Source organism: Flavobacterium sp. HJJ, from assembly GCF_015351475.1.
Taxonomy (GTDB): domain Bacteria; phylum Bacteroidota; class Bacteroidia; order Flavobacteriales; family Flavobacteriaceae; genus Flavobacterium; species Flavobacterium marginilacus.
This window is the reverse complement of the sequence record NZ_JADKPR010000005.1, coordinates 22,822-38,682: the sequence shown is the minus strand read 5'-3', so window position 1 is coordinate 38,682 and position 15,861 is coordinate 22,822. Positions and strand designations below refer to the sequence as shown.

General features: G+C 32.7%; 13 protein-coding genes. 8 read left to right on the top strand and 5 right to left on the bottom strand.

What is annotated here, in order from left to right:
* Nucleotides 1-49 precede the first annotated feature (49 nt).
* From IRZ80_RS05525 to IRZ80_RS05490, 8 genes are all read left to right on the top strand, one after another.
* The gene (locus tag IRZ80_RS05525) at nucleotides 50-2,458 is read left to right on the top strand and encodes a thiamine pyrophosphate-dependent enzyme (RefSeq protein WP_194640567.1); all 2,409 of its coding nucleotides are present in this window, start codon (nucleotides 50-52) and stop codon (nucleotides 2,456-2,458) included.
* Nucleotides 2,459-2,528: 70 nt separating this feature from the next.
* Complete coding sequence (locus tag IRZ80_RS05520) at nucleotides 2,529-3,206, top strand: peptidoglycan DD-metalloendopeptidase family protein (RefSeq protein WP_194640566.1); 678 nt, start codon at nucleotides 2,529-2,531, stop codon at nucleotides 3,204-3,206.
* Nucleotides 3,207-3,353: 147 nt separating this feature from the next.
* Nucleotides 3,354-3,491: a hypothetical protein gene (locus IRZ80_RS05515; protein ID WP_194640565.1), complete on the top strand. Its 138-nt coding sequence runs from the start codon at nucleotides 3,354-3,356 to the stop codon at nucleotides 3,489-3,491.
* A 131-nt stretch (nucleotides 3,492-3,622) separates the two neighbouring features.
* Nucleotides 3,623-4,096, top strand: coding sequence for a nuclear transport factor 2 family protein (locus tag IRZ80_RS05510; protein ID WP_194640564.1), 474 nt, complete (start codon nucleotides 3,623-3,625; stop codon nucleotides 4,094-4,096).
* Nucleotides 4,096-4,542, top strand: a complete 447-nt coding sequence (locus IRZ80_RS05505; protein WP_194640563.1) for a DinB family protein — start codon at nucleotides 4,096-4,098, stop codon at nucleotides 4,540-4,542. Before IRZ80_RS05510 ends, IRZ80_RS05505 begins: the two co-directional genes overlap by 1 nt.
* 343 nt (nucleotides 4,543-4,885) lie before the next feature.
* A complete protein-coding gene (gene pflB / locus IRZ80_RS05500; RefSeq protein ID WP_194640562.1) occupies nucleotides 4,886-7,120 on the top strand; it encodes a formate C-acetyltransferase in 2,235 nt (744 codons plus the stop codon).
* Nucleotides 7,121-7,221: 101 nt separating this feature from the next.
* Complete coding sequence (pflA, locus tag IRZ80_RS05495; RefSeq protein ID WP_194640561.1) at nucleotides 7,222-8,004, top strand: pyruvate formate-lyase-activating protein; 783 nt, start codon at nucleotides 7,222-7,224, stop codon at nucleotides 8,002-8,004.
* Between the two features lie 39 nt (nucleotides 8,005-8,043).
* Entirely contained in the window at nucleotides 8,044-9,219 is a 1,176-nt protein-coding gene (locus IRZ80_RS05490; RefSeq protein WP_194640560.1) for an OFA family MFS transporter, read from the top strand.
* Nucleotides 9,220-9,272: 53 nt separating this feature from the next.
* Here the strand turns inward: IRZ80_RS05490 and IRZ80_RS05485 are convergent, their stop codons facing one another.
* The 5 genes from IRZ80_RS05485 to IRZ80_RS05465 are packed head-to-tail and all read right to left on the bottom strand — an operon-like array spanning nucleotide 9,273 to nucleotide 14,002.
* Nucleotides 9,273-9,851: an NAD(P)H-dependent oxidoreductase gene (locus IRZ80_RS05485; RefSeq protein ID WP_194640559.1), complete on the bottom strand. Its 579-nt coding sequence runs from the start codon at nucleotides 9,849-9,851 to the stop codon at nucleotides 9,273-9,275.
* 58 nt (nucleotides 9,852-9,909) lie between these two features.
* Nucleotides 9,910-10,473: a Crp/Fnr family transcriptional regulator gene (locus IRZ80_RS05480; RefSeq protein WP_194640558.1), complete on the bottom strand. Its 564-nt coding sequence runs from the start codon at nucleotides 10,471-10,473 to the stop codon at nucleotides 9,910-9,912.
* A gap of 28 nt (nucleotides 10,474-10,501) precedes the next feature.
* The gene (locus tag IRZ80_RS05475) at nucleotides 10,502-11,392 is read right to left on the bottom strand and encodes a Ppx/GppA phosphatase family protein (protein WP_194640557.1); all 891 of its coding nucleotides are present in this window, start codon (nucleotides 11,390-11,392) and stop codon (nucleotides 10,502-10,504) included.
* 40 nt (nucleotides 11,393-11,432) lie between these two features.
* Entirely contained in the window at nucleotides 11,433-13,508 is a 2,076-nt protein-coding gene (gene ppk1 / locus IRZ80_RS05470; RefSeq protein ID WP_194640556.1) for a polyphosphate kinase 1, read from the bottom strand.
* An 8-nt stretch (nucleotides 13,509-13,516) separates the two neighbouring features.
* Nucleotides 13,517-14,002 (bottom strand): SixA phosphatase family protein, encoded by a 486-nt coding sequence (locus tag IRZ80_RS05465; protein ID WP_194640555.1) that lies wholly within the window; start codon nucleotides 14,000-14,002, stop codon nucleotides 13,517-13,519.
* Nucleotides 14,003-15,861 lie beyond the last annotated feature (1,859 nt).

Genomic DNA, 15,861 nt, shown 5'->3' with positions numbered 1-15,861 from the left:
CTAGATAGTTTTAATTAAATTTGCCGCATTAAAGTTATACTTCTTAATTATGATTACAGAAAAAGTCGATATTGGTTTAACATTTGAAGATTTCAAAACTGAAGTATTAAATGATTATAAAGTCGCCATTATAAGCCGGGAATGCAGTTTATTAGGGCGTAAAGAAGTATTAACTGGAAAAGCCAAGTTTGGTATTTTTGGAGATGGCAAAGAAGTACCGCAGCTAGCCATGGCAAAATGCTTTAAAAATGGTGATTTCCGTTCTGGTTATTATCGTGATCAGACTTTTATGATGGCAATTGGTGAATTAACTATTGAACAGTTTTTTGCCGGTTTATATGGACATACAGATATTGATTTGGAACCAATGTCTGCAGGAAGGCAAATGGGAGGACATTTTGTAACTCACAGCTTAAATGAAGACGGATCTTGGAAAAACCTAACGGAGCAAAAAAATTCCAGCGCAGATATTTCTCCGACTGCTGGACAAATGCCAAGACTGCTTGGACTGGCACAAGCTTCAAAAATTTATAGAAACGTGCCTAATATTCCTAATGCAGACCAATTCTCTATAGAAGGAAAAGAAATCGCTTGGGGAACTATAGGAAACGCCAGTACATCAGAAGGCCTTTTTTTTGAAACCATAAACGCTGCCGGCGTACTTCAGGTGCCAATGGTAATGAGTATCTGGGATGATGAATACGGTATTTCGGTACATGCAAAACATCAGACTACTAAAGAAAATATCTCTGAAATATTAAAAGGATACCAAAAAGAAGAAGGCACCAATGGTTTTGAAATATTAACCGTTAAAGGCTGGGATTATGTAGACCTGATTGCAACTTATGAAAAAGCTACCGAAATAGCACGTGAAAGCCATGTTCCGGTTTTAATCCACGTAAATCAATTAACACAGCCTCAAGGACATTCAAGTTCTGGCTCGCACGAAAGATATAAAAGTGCCTCCCGATTAGCATGGGAAAAAGAATTTGACTGTATCCGCCAGATGAAATTATGGATGATTGCCATCAATATTGCTTCTCCTGAAGAGCTGGATGCCATTGATCTGGATGCAAAAAAAGAAGTTTTTGAAGGTAAAAAAACAGCTTGGAATGCTTTTATAAACCCTATTATTGAAGAGAAAAATGAATTAATTGCGATTTTAGAAAGAGCTTCAGAAGTTTGCGCAAAAAAGGACGAAATTCTAAAAAACATATCGAATTTAAAAAATATTAAATCCCCTTTAAAAAAGGAAATAATGATAATTGCCCGAAAATCACTTCGTTTAATCATAAATAAAAGTGACAAAGCAGAATTATCAAATTGGATTACTAATTATATCAATACAACACAGCCAAAGTTTAGCAGTCATTTACTTTCGGAATCAGACAAAAATGTGTTTTCGGTAAAAAAAGTTTTACCTGAATATCCAAGTAATGCTGCTGCAGATACTGACGGAAGAATGATTTTGAGAGATAATTTTGACGCTCTATTTTCAAAATATCCTGAAGCATTGATTTTTGGTGAAGATGCCGGCAATATTGGCGATGTAAACCAAGGACTTGAAGGCATGCAGGAAAAATACGGAGAATTACGTGTTGCCGACACTGGAATCCGTGAAGCTACAATTGTAGGACAAGGAATTGGAATGGCATTGAGAGGTTTACGCCCTATTGCCGAAATTCAATATTTGGATTACCTGCTGTATGCTATTCAGATTATGAGCGATGATTTAGCAACATTGCAATACAGAACGGTAGGCAGACAAAAAGCTCCTTTGATTATCCGTACCCGCGGTCATCGTTTAGAAGGTATCTGGCATTCTGGTTCTCCAATGGGAATGATAATAAACGCTGTCAGAGGAATTCATGTATTGGTTCCAAGAAACATGACGCAGGCTGCCGGTTTTTATAATTCATTATTAGAAAGCGATGAGCCTGCATTAGTAATCGAATGCTTGAATGGTTATCGTTTAAAAGAAAAAGCTCCTTTAAATTACGGTGAATTCAAAACTCCAATAGGTGTTGTTGAAACTTTAAGAACTGGAACTGATATAACGCTTGTTTCTTATGGTTCAACTCTGCGATTAGTTGAGCAGGCTACCAAAGAATTGTTCGAAGCAGGAATTGACTGTGAGATTATCGACCTGCAGTCACTACTTCCATTTGATATTAATCATGACATTGTAAAAAGTATTGAAAAAACAAATCGCTTATTAATAATTGATGAAGATGTGCCAGGAGGAGCCGCTGCATTTATTCTACAGCAGATAATTGAAGATCAAAATGCTTATATTCATCTTGACAGTAAACCGCAGACTTTGACTGCCAAAGCTCACAGACCAGCCTACGGAACAGATGGTGATTATTTTTCAAAACCTTCTGCTGAAGATATTTATGAAAAGGTATATGAAATGATGAACGAAGCTAATCCTTCAAAATTTCCTTCTTTATATTAAAATCAAAAATTATATTTTAATCCCAATCTAACAGGTTGGGATTTTTTATTCCAACTTATTACATTTTGCAATGAAATCCTTAGAAACATTATTTTTAGATTTAAAAGACATTAAAGTAATTGACAGCTCAATCCCCTACTCTCAGTATACGCCTTTAGATCTGTCTCCATCCAATACTGATCTAGATCAATTGAATGTATCAAATGCCTTTGAGCTTCAAGAATATATTAACCAAATTTTAATAAGTAATAATGCCAAAGCTGCTTATGGAGGTTATAATGAAGTTCGCAATTTGTACAAAAGAAGTACTGTTTTTAATGATTTAACAACTGAAGAACGTAATATTCACATTGGTATGGATTTGTGGATTGAAGATGGAACTTCTGTATTGGCAGCATTGGATGGAAAAGTACATAGTTTTCAAAACAACAATAATCTTGGCGATTATGGGCCAACAATTATACTGGAACATCAATTAGAGGATTATGTTTTTTATACTTTATACGGTCATTTGACAATAGAAAGTATTAAATCAATTAAAAAAGGTGATTTTTTTGCAAAAGGACAGCAGTTAGCTATGCTAGGAAACTCAGAAGTAAATGGAAATTATGCTCCTCATCTTCATTTTCAGATTATAAAAGATATTGACGGCAAGTCTGGAGATTATCCAGGTGTCTGCAGCAAAAGCAAATTGTCTTATTATCTGGAAAATTGTCCAGATCCAAACCTGCTGTTGAATATTATATAAATAATACACCAAATTAAAAGAAATCATTCTAATCAATAGAACTTAGCATTTACATATGTAACCATAATGCAGCAATTCTGCAAATTGGCGGAAACACTGACAATGCAGGCGGCGATGTTTTTTTTGTAATATAAATCTGTAACAAAAGTGGACAGAATTGTAAAAAACCATTTAATAACCCAAGGAATACCTGATATCAGGCTGACTGCTTTAGGGTTTGGCGACAGTAAATTACCAGTAATAAAACAGCTTCGGGCAGAGCTAAAAACCGAAGAATTGAATTGATTACATCATAATACTTAAAGAAGGAAAGGTACTGAATTTAAATTCTTTCAAATGAAAGGAGGCTGTTCTACTATACAGTCTCTTTTTTTTTGTAAAAAAATCACTATTTTTACTTTCTAACTTTATTAAAAATGAATAGCAACGAACAATTAATTCATAAATTTTATTCTGCTTTCGCTAATGCTGATGCTCAGACAATGCGTGAATGCTACCACCCTGACATTCAGTTTCAAGATCCAGCTTTTGGCATATTGAGAAGAAATGATGCGTGCCAAATGTGGAAAATGCTTTTGGAAAAAAGCAAAGGAAACATAAAAATAGAATTTTCTGATATTACTGCTGATGAATTTGCTGGAACAGCAAAATGGATTGCTACTTATAATTTCAGTAAAACAAATCGAAAAATAGTCAATCTAGTTCATGCACAATTTCAGTTTCATGATGGTTTAATTATTAAACATACTGATTATTTTGACATTTGGAAATGGTCTAAACAAGCTTTTGGTTTCAAAGGTTTTTTATTGGGATGGACTGGTTTCATGCAAAAACAGATTCAAAATCAGGCTGTTTCTTCATTAAAAAACTATATCAAAAAACAATCCTAATGACTATAGAAATTTTACGAACATTATTTAATCGGGATCTCAATAGGCTTAAATTAGAAATTGATTCCTACTCCGATGAGGGTAAAATATGGCACATTGAAAAATTAATATCAAATTCCGGAGGCAACCTTTGTTTGCATTTAATAGGTAATCTGAATACTTATATAGGCGCCCAAATTGGGAATACAAATTACATTAGAAACAGAGACTTAGAATTTTCTAATAAATTTGTTCCGAAAAGCACGCTCATTGCTCAAATCGACGCTGCAATTGTAATGATTAATAATACACTCGATCAGCTTTTAGATGAAGATTTAAAACATGAACATCCCTATCTGGTTTTCGAAAATAAAACTTCTGCTGAGTATTTATTAATTCACCTCACAACACATTTAGCTTATCATTTGGGTCAGATTAATTATCACAGACGGTTATTGGATAATTAAAGAACAAAAAAAATCAAGGGAAAGCATTTTGTAAAAATCATTATACATTATATTATTAGTTATTCTTTACATACATAAGAATAAATTTATTCAGGTATCTAAAATTTAACAATCTTTAACTGATTAAAAAATAATCAGATAAGTTTTCTCTATAACGTAATAGCTATAAAGAATAGTCATCAAAATAAAGAAATTTATAAACAAATAACTAGTTAGCAGTAAATACTTTAATTATTATCTAAAAATAAACATCAGCTTCCAAATAGCCTGAAATTTGCTTAAATTTACTAGTATAAAAACAGTTTTATAAATCAACACACGTTAACTAAATAATTTCTATAAAATGAAAAGTACGATTGAAACAACAAATTTTAAAACAGGGAATTGGAATAATGCAATTGATGTTTATGATTTTGTATTGCAAAATATTTCTCCGTATGAAGGTGATCAAAGTTTCTTAGCCGGTCCGTCTGAAAAGACTAATAAGCTATGGGATGTTTGTAAAGAAAATTTACTTGAAGAAAGAAAGAAAAACGGCTGTTTAGCTATTGATACTAATATCATCTCTAATCTTACCTCATTCGGTCCTGGTTATATTGATAAAGAAAATGAAGTAATTGTAGGTCTTCAGACTGACCAGTTATTAAAAAGAGCGATGAAACCTTTCGGAGGAATCAAATTAGTACAGTCTGCAGTTGCAGAAAGAGGTTTGACAGTTTCTGATGAAGTAGTTAAAATATTCAATTATGCTAAAGATCACAATCAAGCAGTATTTAGTGCTTATGACAGTGAAATTAGAGCATACCGCTCAAAACACTTATTAACAGGATTGCCTGATAATTATGCAAGAGGAAGAATCATTGGTGATTTTAGAAGAGTAGCACTTTATGGCGTAGACCGTCTTATCGAAGCTAAGAAAGAGGATTTTACTGCTGTTGCAGGTGAAATGACAGATCATAAAGTACGTCTTAGAGAAGAAATCACGGAGCAGATAAATGCTTTACAGGATATGAAAATCATGGCCAATTCATACGGCATTGATATTTCTGTACCTGCTGTAAATGCAAAAGAAGCTGTTCAATTTACATATTTAGCTTATTTAAGTGCGGTAAAAGAACAAGACGGCGCTGCAATGTCTTTGGGTAATGTTTCATCATTTTTGGATATTTATATCGAAAATGATTTGAAATCAGGTTTAATAAATGAGGAAGAAGCTCAGGAATTTATTGACCAGTTCGTTATGAAACTCCGTTTGGTGCGCCATTTGCGTCCAGGTGCCTATGATGAAATTTTTGGAGGAGATCCAACTTGGGTAACCGAAGCTATCGGCGGACAGCTTAACGATGGAAGAACAAAAGTTACCAAAACTTCTTTTAGATTCTTACAGACATTATATAACTTAGGAGCTTCTCCTGAACCAAACCTGACTATTCTTTGGTCTCAAAGCCTGCCACAGGGCTTTAAAGATTTTTGTGCCAAAGTTTCTATCGACACTTCTTCTCTTCAGTATGAGAATGATGATTTAATGCGTACCAACAGAGGATCTGATGATTATGGAATTGCATGCTGTGTTTCGTATCAAAAAATTGGTAAAACAATCCAGCATTTTGGAGCTCGTGCTAATTTACCAAAAGCACTGCTTATGGCTTTAAACGGCGGACGCGAGGAAGATAAAGGATCTGTTGTTATTAAAAACATCCCTCAAATGGCTGATGGTGTTCTTGATTATGATTCAGTTATGAACATATTTAAAACTACACTGGCAGAAGTAGCAAGAGTTTATGCCAAATCAATGTATATCATTCATTATATGCATGACAAATACTATTATGAAAGAGCACAGATGGCTTTGATTGATAGTGACCCAAATATTGATATTGCTTATGGTGCAGCAGGTATTTCAATTATTGCCGATTCCTTATCTGCTATCAAATATGCTAAAGTAACTCCTGTTAGAAACGACATCGGATTAACTGTAGATTTCAATATCGAAGGAGATTTTCCAAAATTCGGAAATGATGATGACCGAGTAGACAGTATCGCACAGGAAATCACTACTATATTTATTACTGAATTGAGAAAACATACTGCTTACAAAAATGCAACTCCTACCCTGTCTTTATTGACTATTACATCAAATGTGATGTATGGTTCCAATACTGGTTCAACACCAGACGGACGTAAAGGCGGCGAAGCTTTTGCACCAGGAGCAAACCCAATGCACGGCAGAGATACAAATGGAGCTATTGCTTCTTTGAACTCGGTGAGTAAATTAAAATATCAGGATGCTCAGGATGGTATTTCATATACATTTACAATGGTTCCAAAATCTCTGGGTTCCGATAAAGAAGAACAGGTAGATAATCTGACAACGATTTTAAACAGTTACTTCGGCCGTAATGCACATCACTTGAATGTGAATGTCCTTAACAAAGAAACATTAATTGATGCTTACAACCATCCTGAAAATTACCCTCAGTTAACAATAAGAGTTTCTGGATATGCCGTAAACTTCGTTCGATTATCTAAAGCACATCAGCTTGAAGTTATTACCAGAACTTTTCACGAAAGTTTATAAATTAACCAAATTAATTATAGATTTAAATTGAACCACATTAACCTGTCTAAAAAGAGCTGATCAAGTTCAGTTTAGGCAGGTTTTTTTTAATCTTTTACAGAATGTATTTTCCACAGCAACAATATACAGACGATTCAATAGACGCTCATAATCCTGACCTACTGCGAATCCATTCTATTGAAACATTTGGAACTCATGACGGCCCTGGAATTCGAATGGTCATTTTTGTTCAGGGATGCCAGTTCAGATGCCTGTATTGTCAAAACCCTGACACTCTGGATATTCATGGCGGTTCTTTTCTGCCTATTGAAGAACTAGTTGAAAAAGCGCTGCATCAAAAAACTTATTTTGGCAAAAAAGGAGGTATTACAGTTTCTGGAGGCGAACCTTTACTGCAGAGAGAAAAATTAATTCATTTTTTTGACCGTCTGCACGAAAACGGAATTCATACCTGTCTGGATTCTAATGGAAGAGTACTAGACTCTAAAACAGAACAATTACTTGAAAGAACCGATTTACTGCTATTGGATGTCAAACACATCAATAAAGAATGGCATAAAAAGCTGACTGGCGTAAAAAACAAAACAACTCTCCGATTAGCCGAATATAGAGAAAGTACTGGAAAACCCATGTGGCTGCGCTACGTTTTAGTACCAGGCTGGAGCGATCAGGAGGAATATCTTCATGAATGGGGACAATATTTTACTTCTTATAAAACAATCGAAAAAGTAGAAATCATTCCTTTCCATCAAATGGGAAAAAGCAAGTGGGAGTTATTAGGCTTAGAATATCAGTTAGCAGATACAAAACCGCACACGGCTGAAGAAGTAAATAAAGCTGCTGAAATATTCAGGCTGTACTTCAAAAATGTAAAAGTTAAATAAAAATTCAAGACAATTTTTTACAATAAAAATTATACAATTATGTCAAAAAATAAATATTTGATAGTATTGGCAGGAATGATTATGCAGTTATCCATAGGATCTATTTACGCTTACAGCAAATGGATTGAACCTTTAACCAAAGAATTAAACTGGGATGCTCACGATACCAAAACAGGATTCAGTCTTGCCATTTGTTTCTTAGGATTAACGGCTGCTTTCATGGGGAAATTTGCCCAAAAAATTGGCCCAATGAAATCAGGATTAATTGCAGCTTTGTTTTTAACTATAGGATTACTAGGAGGTGCCTTAGCGGTCAAAATAAATTCTATGAGTTTATTTTACCTTACTTACGGAGTTTTACAAGGCATTGGTTTGGGATTTGGATATATTGCACCTGTTTATACAGTTGTAAAATGGTTTCCAGACCGTCCGGGATTGGCTTCGGGAATTATTATTATGTCATTTGCATTGGGATCTTTATTGGCTTCTTTTTTAATTGGGCCTTTATATGCTTCAATGGGCCTTTCAGGAGCATTTACAGTTTTAGGAATCGGTTATGGAATTTGCATGCTTTTGAGTGCTTTATATTTGGCAAATCCAATAAGCACCGCTGAAAATCAGCATGCACATATCGATTTAACTCCAAAACAAATAGTGACAGACAGACGTTTTATCGCACTTTGGTTATTATTATTCCTGAACGTTTGCGGCGGCATTGCCATAATCTCAAAAGCGGCTGTTTTAGGAGAAGAAGTCGTAGGGATGAGTACTGCACAAGCAACTATTTTTGTTGCAATTATAGGTTTGTTTAATGGAATTGGACGTTTATTTTGGTCAAGTATTTCAGATAAAATTGGCTGTTGGGCAGCTTTTATGTTATTTATCGGAATCAATGCAATTTGTTTCGCATTAATACCAACTTTTTCAACCAGTCAAATTTCGTTTCAAACATTAACTTTTATTATTATTGCGGGTTATGGCGCAGGTTTTGCTACTATGCCTTCTTTTGTAAAAAGCATTTTTGGTGCTGAAAAATACGGTCAGATACTTGGTTACACATTGACCGCTTGGTCTGCGGCTGGATTTGCTGGTCCGCTGCTATTAGGCTTGACTGCTGATATTTCAATTTTTTATTTGTTTGCAGTATTGCTGCTCTTCGCTTTGTTTGTCGGGCTATGGCTCAAGACATTATTATTAAAACCTGTTGCTGCTTAATATATAAAAAGGCTCAAAACTCACATTAGTTTGAGCCTTTTTAAATTATTACATTATTTGAGCTGTGATCCCAAATGAAAAATTTTACGCAGCCATTTTTCACGCTGTTTTTCATCAGAGCTTTTAATTATGCCGACATAAGTTACTTTTACAGGTTTTACCCCGCAAAATTCTAATACTGCTTTTTTTAATTGATTGACACTTGGTTTTGAATTGAATAAATAATAATACCAGCTCGGCTGATCAAGTGTAGTAATAATATGTGCCGTTTTTCCTTTCAATAATTTATCCCACCAAACAGAATTTTCACGGTATTGAAAAGCCATTCCAGGCAAAAAAAGCCTATCGATAAAGCCTTTGGTAATTGCAGGAAGACCGCCCCACCAAACAGGATGAATCCATACCAAATGATCTGCTTTTTTAATTTTTTCCCAAGCCTTAATTAAATCGGGTTCTAAATCTATTCTTTTTTGATATCCGTAAGCTAAATTTGGATTGAACTTTAAGTCTGCAATGACAATGGTTTCAATATTTGCTTTTGCTTCCAAAGCGCCGTTTTTATAGGATTCCGCTAAAGCAAAATTATAACTGGCAGTATTAGGATGCCCGTTTATTATCAGGATATTTTTCATAAAAATTATTTTTTATCAAAAATATTCTAAGTAATTTTCTTAAAACAGGACAAATGTCTTAAAATACAGCAGTCTGTCTTATTCTGCTTAAATGTCTTGTTGAAACTCCTAAGTACGATGCTAAATAAATCAATGGAATGTATTGAATGTACTTCTGATGATTTATAAACAATGCTTCGTATCTTTCTATTGAAGATCTTTTTTGCAGTGATGAAATTCGGTTATGCAGATTGACAACTTCATTTTCGGCAATCTTTCTGCCGATATCAGCCCATCTAAAACTAGAACTAAAAAGTTTTTCGACAGCCGTTTTATCAATTACTTCCAATTCGCAGTCAGTAATCGCCTGAATGTTTTCATCTGTTGGATTTTGTGTAATAAAACTCGAAAAAGCAGTCATGAATTCATTCTCAAAAGTGAAACAGTTGGTTATTTCATCTCCTTTTGAATTGATAAAAAAAGAGCGCATAATTCCGGATTTCACGAATACAATTTCATTACATACCTGATTTTCAGAAATTAAATAATCTGATTTTTTAATTTTTCTGTAAGTGATTAAACTATTTAACAGCTGACATTCTTCTGGATTTAATTGAAATAAATATTGAAAAATTTCTATCATCTTAGATTAATTCTGTTCTATTTTTCAATTAAATTTTGCCATAATACATAGCTTTCACAATACCATCAGAAAGTCCAATTTTTGGAACATAAATCTGTCTTGCTCCACTCCATTTCATTGCATTTAGATAAATTCGGGTAGCCGGAACAATAACGTCTGCCCTGTCTGGATTAAGCCCTAACTGGGAAATTCTTTGCTCATAAGTCAAGGAATTCAAATAAGCATATTGGGAATTTATATAAATGTATGACAAAGGTTTTTCCTGTAGTTTGCCTGACATTTTAAATAATTTATTGATATTACCACCAGATCCTATCAAAGTAACTTCTTCATAATCGGCGGTGTTCTGCTTAATCCATTTTTCTATTTCTTCCCAGACAACATCACAGACCATTTCATTCAACAGTCTAACAGTTCCTGCTTTGAATGATCTTGAATTCACCATTTTACCATTTGAAAACAAAGTAAATTCGGTACTTCCGCCTCCAACATCTACAAACAGATATGTTTCGTCTGTTTTTAATAAATGATGTAAATCGGTTGAAGCAATTATCGCCGCTTCTTTTTTGCCGTCAATAATTTCTATTTTGATGTCTGCCTTCTTTTTTATCAGAGCGACTACTTCTTTGGCGTTATAAGCCTCACGCATAGCTGATGTAGCAAATGCCATATAACGTTCTACTTTATGTACTTTCATTAATAAATTGAAAGCTTTCATCGCATCGACCATTCGGTCAATATTCTCAGGAGAAATTTCTCCTACTGTAAAAGCATCCTGACCCAAACGGATAGGAACACGGACTAATGAACTTTTATTAAACTGCGGGTCTTTATCATCTTCTTCTACAATATTGGCAATCAATAAACGCATGGCATTCGATCCAATATCAATAGCAGCATATTTTTTAATTTTAATCATATTCTCTAGGATGCGATTTAATTCTGTAGGTTTCGTTTTTTTAATCTTCTTTCAGTTCTTCAATCAATTCAGCTTTTCGCTGGTAATATTTGTAGGTTTCCCATTGTGCCCTAAAAATTGGATTATCACCCCTCACTCTATATTTATTATCCAATTTATAAGAATGAAATCTGGCTTTTACATTTCCTTTCCACCCAATATCAAAATTATCAATCAGTTCATTTTTTATGTCCTGATCATAAATAGGGCAGGTTACTTCTACCCTAGCGTCAATATTTCGGGTCATTATATCGGCAGATGAAATATAAACATCCGTAAATCCGGCATTTCCAAAAATATAAACTCTTGAATGCTCTAAATAGTTATCAACTATACTGATAGCTTCAATATTTTCACTCAATCCTTTAATTCCGGGAATTAATGAACAGATACCTCTTACCTCTAACTGGATTTTTACTCCGGCATTGCCTGCTTCATACAATTTATCAATCATAGCTAAGTCGGACAGGCTGTTCATTTTTAATTTCATGTACGTTTTTCTTCCCGCCAAAGCATGAGCAATTTCCCTGTCTATTAATTTGATAAAACGGTTTCTAGTGTACTGCGGTGAAACAATAAGATGTTTATAACGCTGCACTTTATAATTAGTATCAAAAAAATCAAATATTTTAGATATGTCTTTCAAAATTTGGGAATGACATGTAAAAAGTGTCACATCGGTATAAATCTTGGCAGTAGATTCATTAAAATTTCCAGTCGAAATAAAGCCGTACCTTTTGATTTTATTTTTTTCATGTCTTTCAATAACGCAGACTTTACTGTGAACTTTTAACCCTTTTATTCCAAATATAAGTTCTATGCCTTCGGTCTGCATCTGCTCTGCATAGGAAATATTTGAAGCTTCATCAAAGCGGGCCTGCAATTCGATCTGGACAATTACTTTCTTTCCATTTTTAGCAGCGTTAATTAATGAGCTGATAATCTGGGAATTTTTTGCCAATCGGTATAATGTAATTTTTATAGAACTTACTTTTGGATCTAAAGCTGCCTCGCGCAAAAATTTAATTAAATAAGAGAACGATTGATATGGAGCATTCAATAGATAATCTTTCTCAGCAATTTTGCTTAAAATACTTCCTTCAAGACTTAGTCCAGGTACTGGAAGAGGATCATTTTTTTTATATAACAAATCAAATCTTCCAAGATTAGGAAAATCCATATAATCTCTCCTGTTGTGATATCTTCCGCCGGGAATAATACTATCAGTAGAATCAATATTCATTTTGTCAAGAAAAAATTTAAGAGTATCCCTGCTTATTTCCTGATCATAAATAAAACGCACCGGCTCCCCTATCCTTCTGTCCTTAACGCTCGAAGATATTTTCTGCAGCATGCTTTTACTTAAATCACTGTCAATGTCTAATTGTGCATCTCTGGTTATTTTTATCATATGAGCCGAAACGCTTTCATAATTAAAAATATTGAAGATACTGCTCAAATGCATTCTAATGACATCATCAATTAAAATAACATATTGCTTTTCATTACTCGAAGGCAGTACAACAAAACGGTTAACCATTTTAGGAATTTCAATAATAGCGTAACGTACTTCCTGATTTTTTTTCATCACGAGTTTTACAGCCAAATAACCTAATGAATCTTTCAAAATAGGAAATTCTGCTAAATCATTTAAAATAATCGTAACAAGTTCAGGGCTTAACTTTTGTATAAAAAATTCTTTCAAAAAAGCTTCTTGCTCACTATTTATATCATTTTCATGGATAATAAATATATTTTCAGTTTCCAGCCGTTCTTCGATATTATTAAGTATCCTTAAACTTTCGGACTGCTGCTGTATAACAATTTTGGTTATATCCTTAATTAACTGCTGTGCAGTTACTCCTCCAAAATATTTTTCTCCAGATATGCCGCTCAGACTTAATCGTCTGATAGCAGCAAATCTAACTCTAAAAAATTCATCCAGATTATTTGAAAATATCCCTAAAAATCGCAACCTGTCTAATAATGGAACTGAATCATCTGCAGCTTCTTGAAGTACTCTAGCGTTAAAAGCTAACCAGCTTTTTTCTCTATCAATATATCTTTGTTCAAACACTTTTTTATTTATTTTAAATCTCGGGGAAATACTGTTTTTTTTGTCTTGCCTTTATTAATAGAATCCCAGCTTTCACTATTGAATTCTATGTGAACAAATCCGGCTGTAGGTACATTATCAATGTATACATCACCAAATTTATTAACAAAATTCGTAATAGCCTCGTTATGCCCGAATATTATTATGTTATCATTTCCATTGCTTTCAAGTTTAATGATCTTTTCTAATTTTCTTTCATCGAAAGTATATAAGTCATCTTTGTAAATAATGCTTTCCAATGGATAATTTATATTTTGAGCAAAAATCATTGCTGTTTCTACTGCCCTCTCAGCAGTACTGCTCCATATAGTATATGTTTTTGGCAAAAATTTGCTAATATGTGACGAAACCAAATGCGCACTTTTCATTCCCTGCGAAGTCAGAGGTCTGTCTTTATCATGTAAAGGTGCCTCCCAACTGGATTTTGCATGCCGAATTAAAATTAGATTTTTCATACGTTAAAATATTATTTCTTAAACACTAATGACAAGAGCAATACCCAAAATCCGTCGCATAAAATGAATTTTAGAAAATAAATTATTTATACTAAAATAAAGGATTTGCAGTTAAATCAGTTTACAAAATCATTAAGGACTTACAATTTACAAAAAAGTTTAGAATATTAAACTTAAATTTTCATTTGAAATTACAAACTTTTTAAGAGTCATCTGTTGATTTAACCACAAGAAAGTTCTTAAACGCTTAAGACTAAAATCACTAAATAAGAATTTGTCCATCTAAAATTTGCTAAAAAAAACAATAAACTAATTCACTAAATATATTAAAATCTTTTAAACTTGAAATTTTTCATACAATCTTGTCTTTTATTAAAACCATTAGTTAATCAGAGTTTTTATTTATTGAATTTTATTTCAAATTATACGCAAATAATTTAAGCACTATATAAATTAAAAAAAATCTTATTGATTTTATCAATAGTGTGTTAAATTAAATATTTTGGCTTTGTAGGATTTTACCAGAGAGATTACTTTTGAATTATTCGTGTTTTTCATACACTTTTTTATATTATTCAAAAATAATTAACAATTTACTTACGATATTCTAAAAATATAATCAGTTTTTCAAATATAATTTCTTACAGACATAACTATTCAACGATTATTTCAGCCTTTCAAAGAAAAAGATATTGTAATGAAAACATTCTTATTAAATTTGGTAAACAATTTGATGATATAGTATTATTTTTTTTCCTAAAAAAAAATCAATATCACAAAAAAGGACTTGGATTTTATGTTGATTATTAATAATTAGCAAATAGCAAATTTGGGTTAAACTCCCAAATCACAGCCAAAATAGAATCAAAAAAGCTCACTTCAGCTTTATTGATTTCATTTGAGATAAAATTTTGATTTAGTTTCCAAATCTGAATCAAAAAAGGATAAAAAAGTATATCTGTTTTTTACTTGTTTTAGGCACCACTGGAATTTTGATTTAGTTCCCAGATATAAATCAAAATAGAATTTTAAAAAGTATATCTGTTTTTACTTGTTTCATGCACATTGGAGTTTTGATTTAGTTCCAAAATCTGAATCAAAGCTGAATTTAAAAAGTATATCTGTTTTTACTTATTTCAAGCACATTGGAATTTTGATTTAGTCCTAAAAATACGAATCAAAGCTGAATTTAAAAGTACAGCCGTTTTACCTGTTTCAAGCACATTGGAATTTTGATTTAGTCCTAAAAATACGAATCAAAATTGGATTAAGAAACCTATAACTATTCAGCTGTAGCAGATTAACCGTCTAATTATATTTTTTTTTACAGAATAATATTTCATTTGATTTCGTCTTCAGATTAAATCAAACTCAAAAGATAAAATACCACAATCACTATCTGTTAAGCACTGCTTTCTGATAATTGATACAGATTATAAAACTCAATTTCCAATTACTAATTTACCCAAAAATCAAAAACATGATACTCAAAACTACTCTAAATCAATTACAAGATTTTTTTTCAAATATTATTTTGAAAACAATCCAAGTCCCATCGCCTTTTTTTGAAAAAAAAGTCTACCCGCTCCTATTAGAAATTTCATATACAATTCTATCTGTCTTTAATATTGAGAATCCTTCTGGAAAAATTGTTTTTATTCTGCTCCAGGCAGATCAAAATAGAAAAATAAAAGGTGCCCCGCCAGAAGAAACATACTGCACATTGTACATCTCAATATATTGATTCTGTACAAATAATTTCATTCTTTTTGCTAACTGATTGTAATGCTTTAAAGTAATTACTCATTTGGTGTGGGTTTCTGTTTGCTTCCCTATAGAATAATTACTTAGATTTTTTT

Excerpts from the sequence above, each read along its gene's own strand:
- IRZ80_RS05505 (WP_194640563.1), top strand. The coding sequence starts at position 4,096 with ATGACTATAGAAATTTTACGAACATTATTTAATCGGGATCTCAATAGG.
- IRZ80_RS05520 (WP_194640566.1), top strand. The coding sequence starts at position 2,529 with ATGAAATCCTTAGAAACATTATTTTTAGATTTAAAAGACATTAAAGTA.
- IRZ80_RS05510 (WP_194640564.1), top strand. The coding sequence starts at position 3,623 with ATGAATAGCAACGAACAATTAATTCATAAATTTTATTCTGCTTTCGCT.
- IRZ80_RS05490 (WP_194640560.1), top strand. The coding sequence starts at position 8,044 with ATGTCAAAAAATAAATATTTGATAGTATTGGCAGGAATGATTATGCAG.
- pflA (WP_194640561.1), top strand. The coding sequence starts at position 7,222 with ATGTATTTTCCACAGCAACAATATACAGACGATTCAATAGACGCTCAT.
- IRZ80_RS05485 (WP_194640559.1), bottom strand. The coding sequence starts at position 9,851 with ATGAAAAATATCCTGATAATAAACGGGCATCCTAATACTGCCAGTTAT.
- IRZ80_RS05480 (WP_194640558.1), bottom strand. The coding sequence starts at position 10,473 with ATGATAGAAATTTTTCAATATTTATTTCAATTAAATCCAGAAGAATGT.
- IRZ80_RS05475 (WP_194640557.1), bottom strand. The coding sequence starts at position 11,392 with ATGATTAAAATTAAAAAATATGCTGCTATTGATATTGGATCGAATGCC.
- IRZ80_RS05465 (WP_194640555.1), bottom strand. The coding sequence starts at position 14,002 with ATGAAAAATCTAATTTTAATTCGGCATGCAAAATCCAGTTGGGAGGCA.
- IRZ80_RS05525 (WP_194640567.1), top strand. The coding sequence starts at position 50 with ATGATTACAGAAAAAGTCGATATTGGTTTAACATTTGAAGATTTCAAA.
- pflB (WP_194640562.1), top strand. The coding sequence starts at position 4,886 with ATGAAAAGTACGATTGAAACAACAAATTTTAAAACAGGGAATTGGAAT.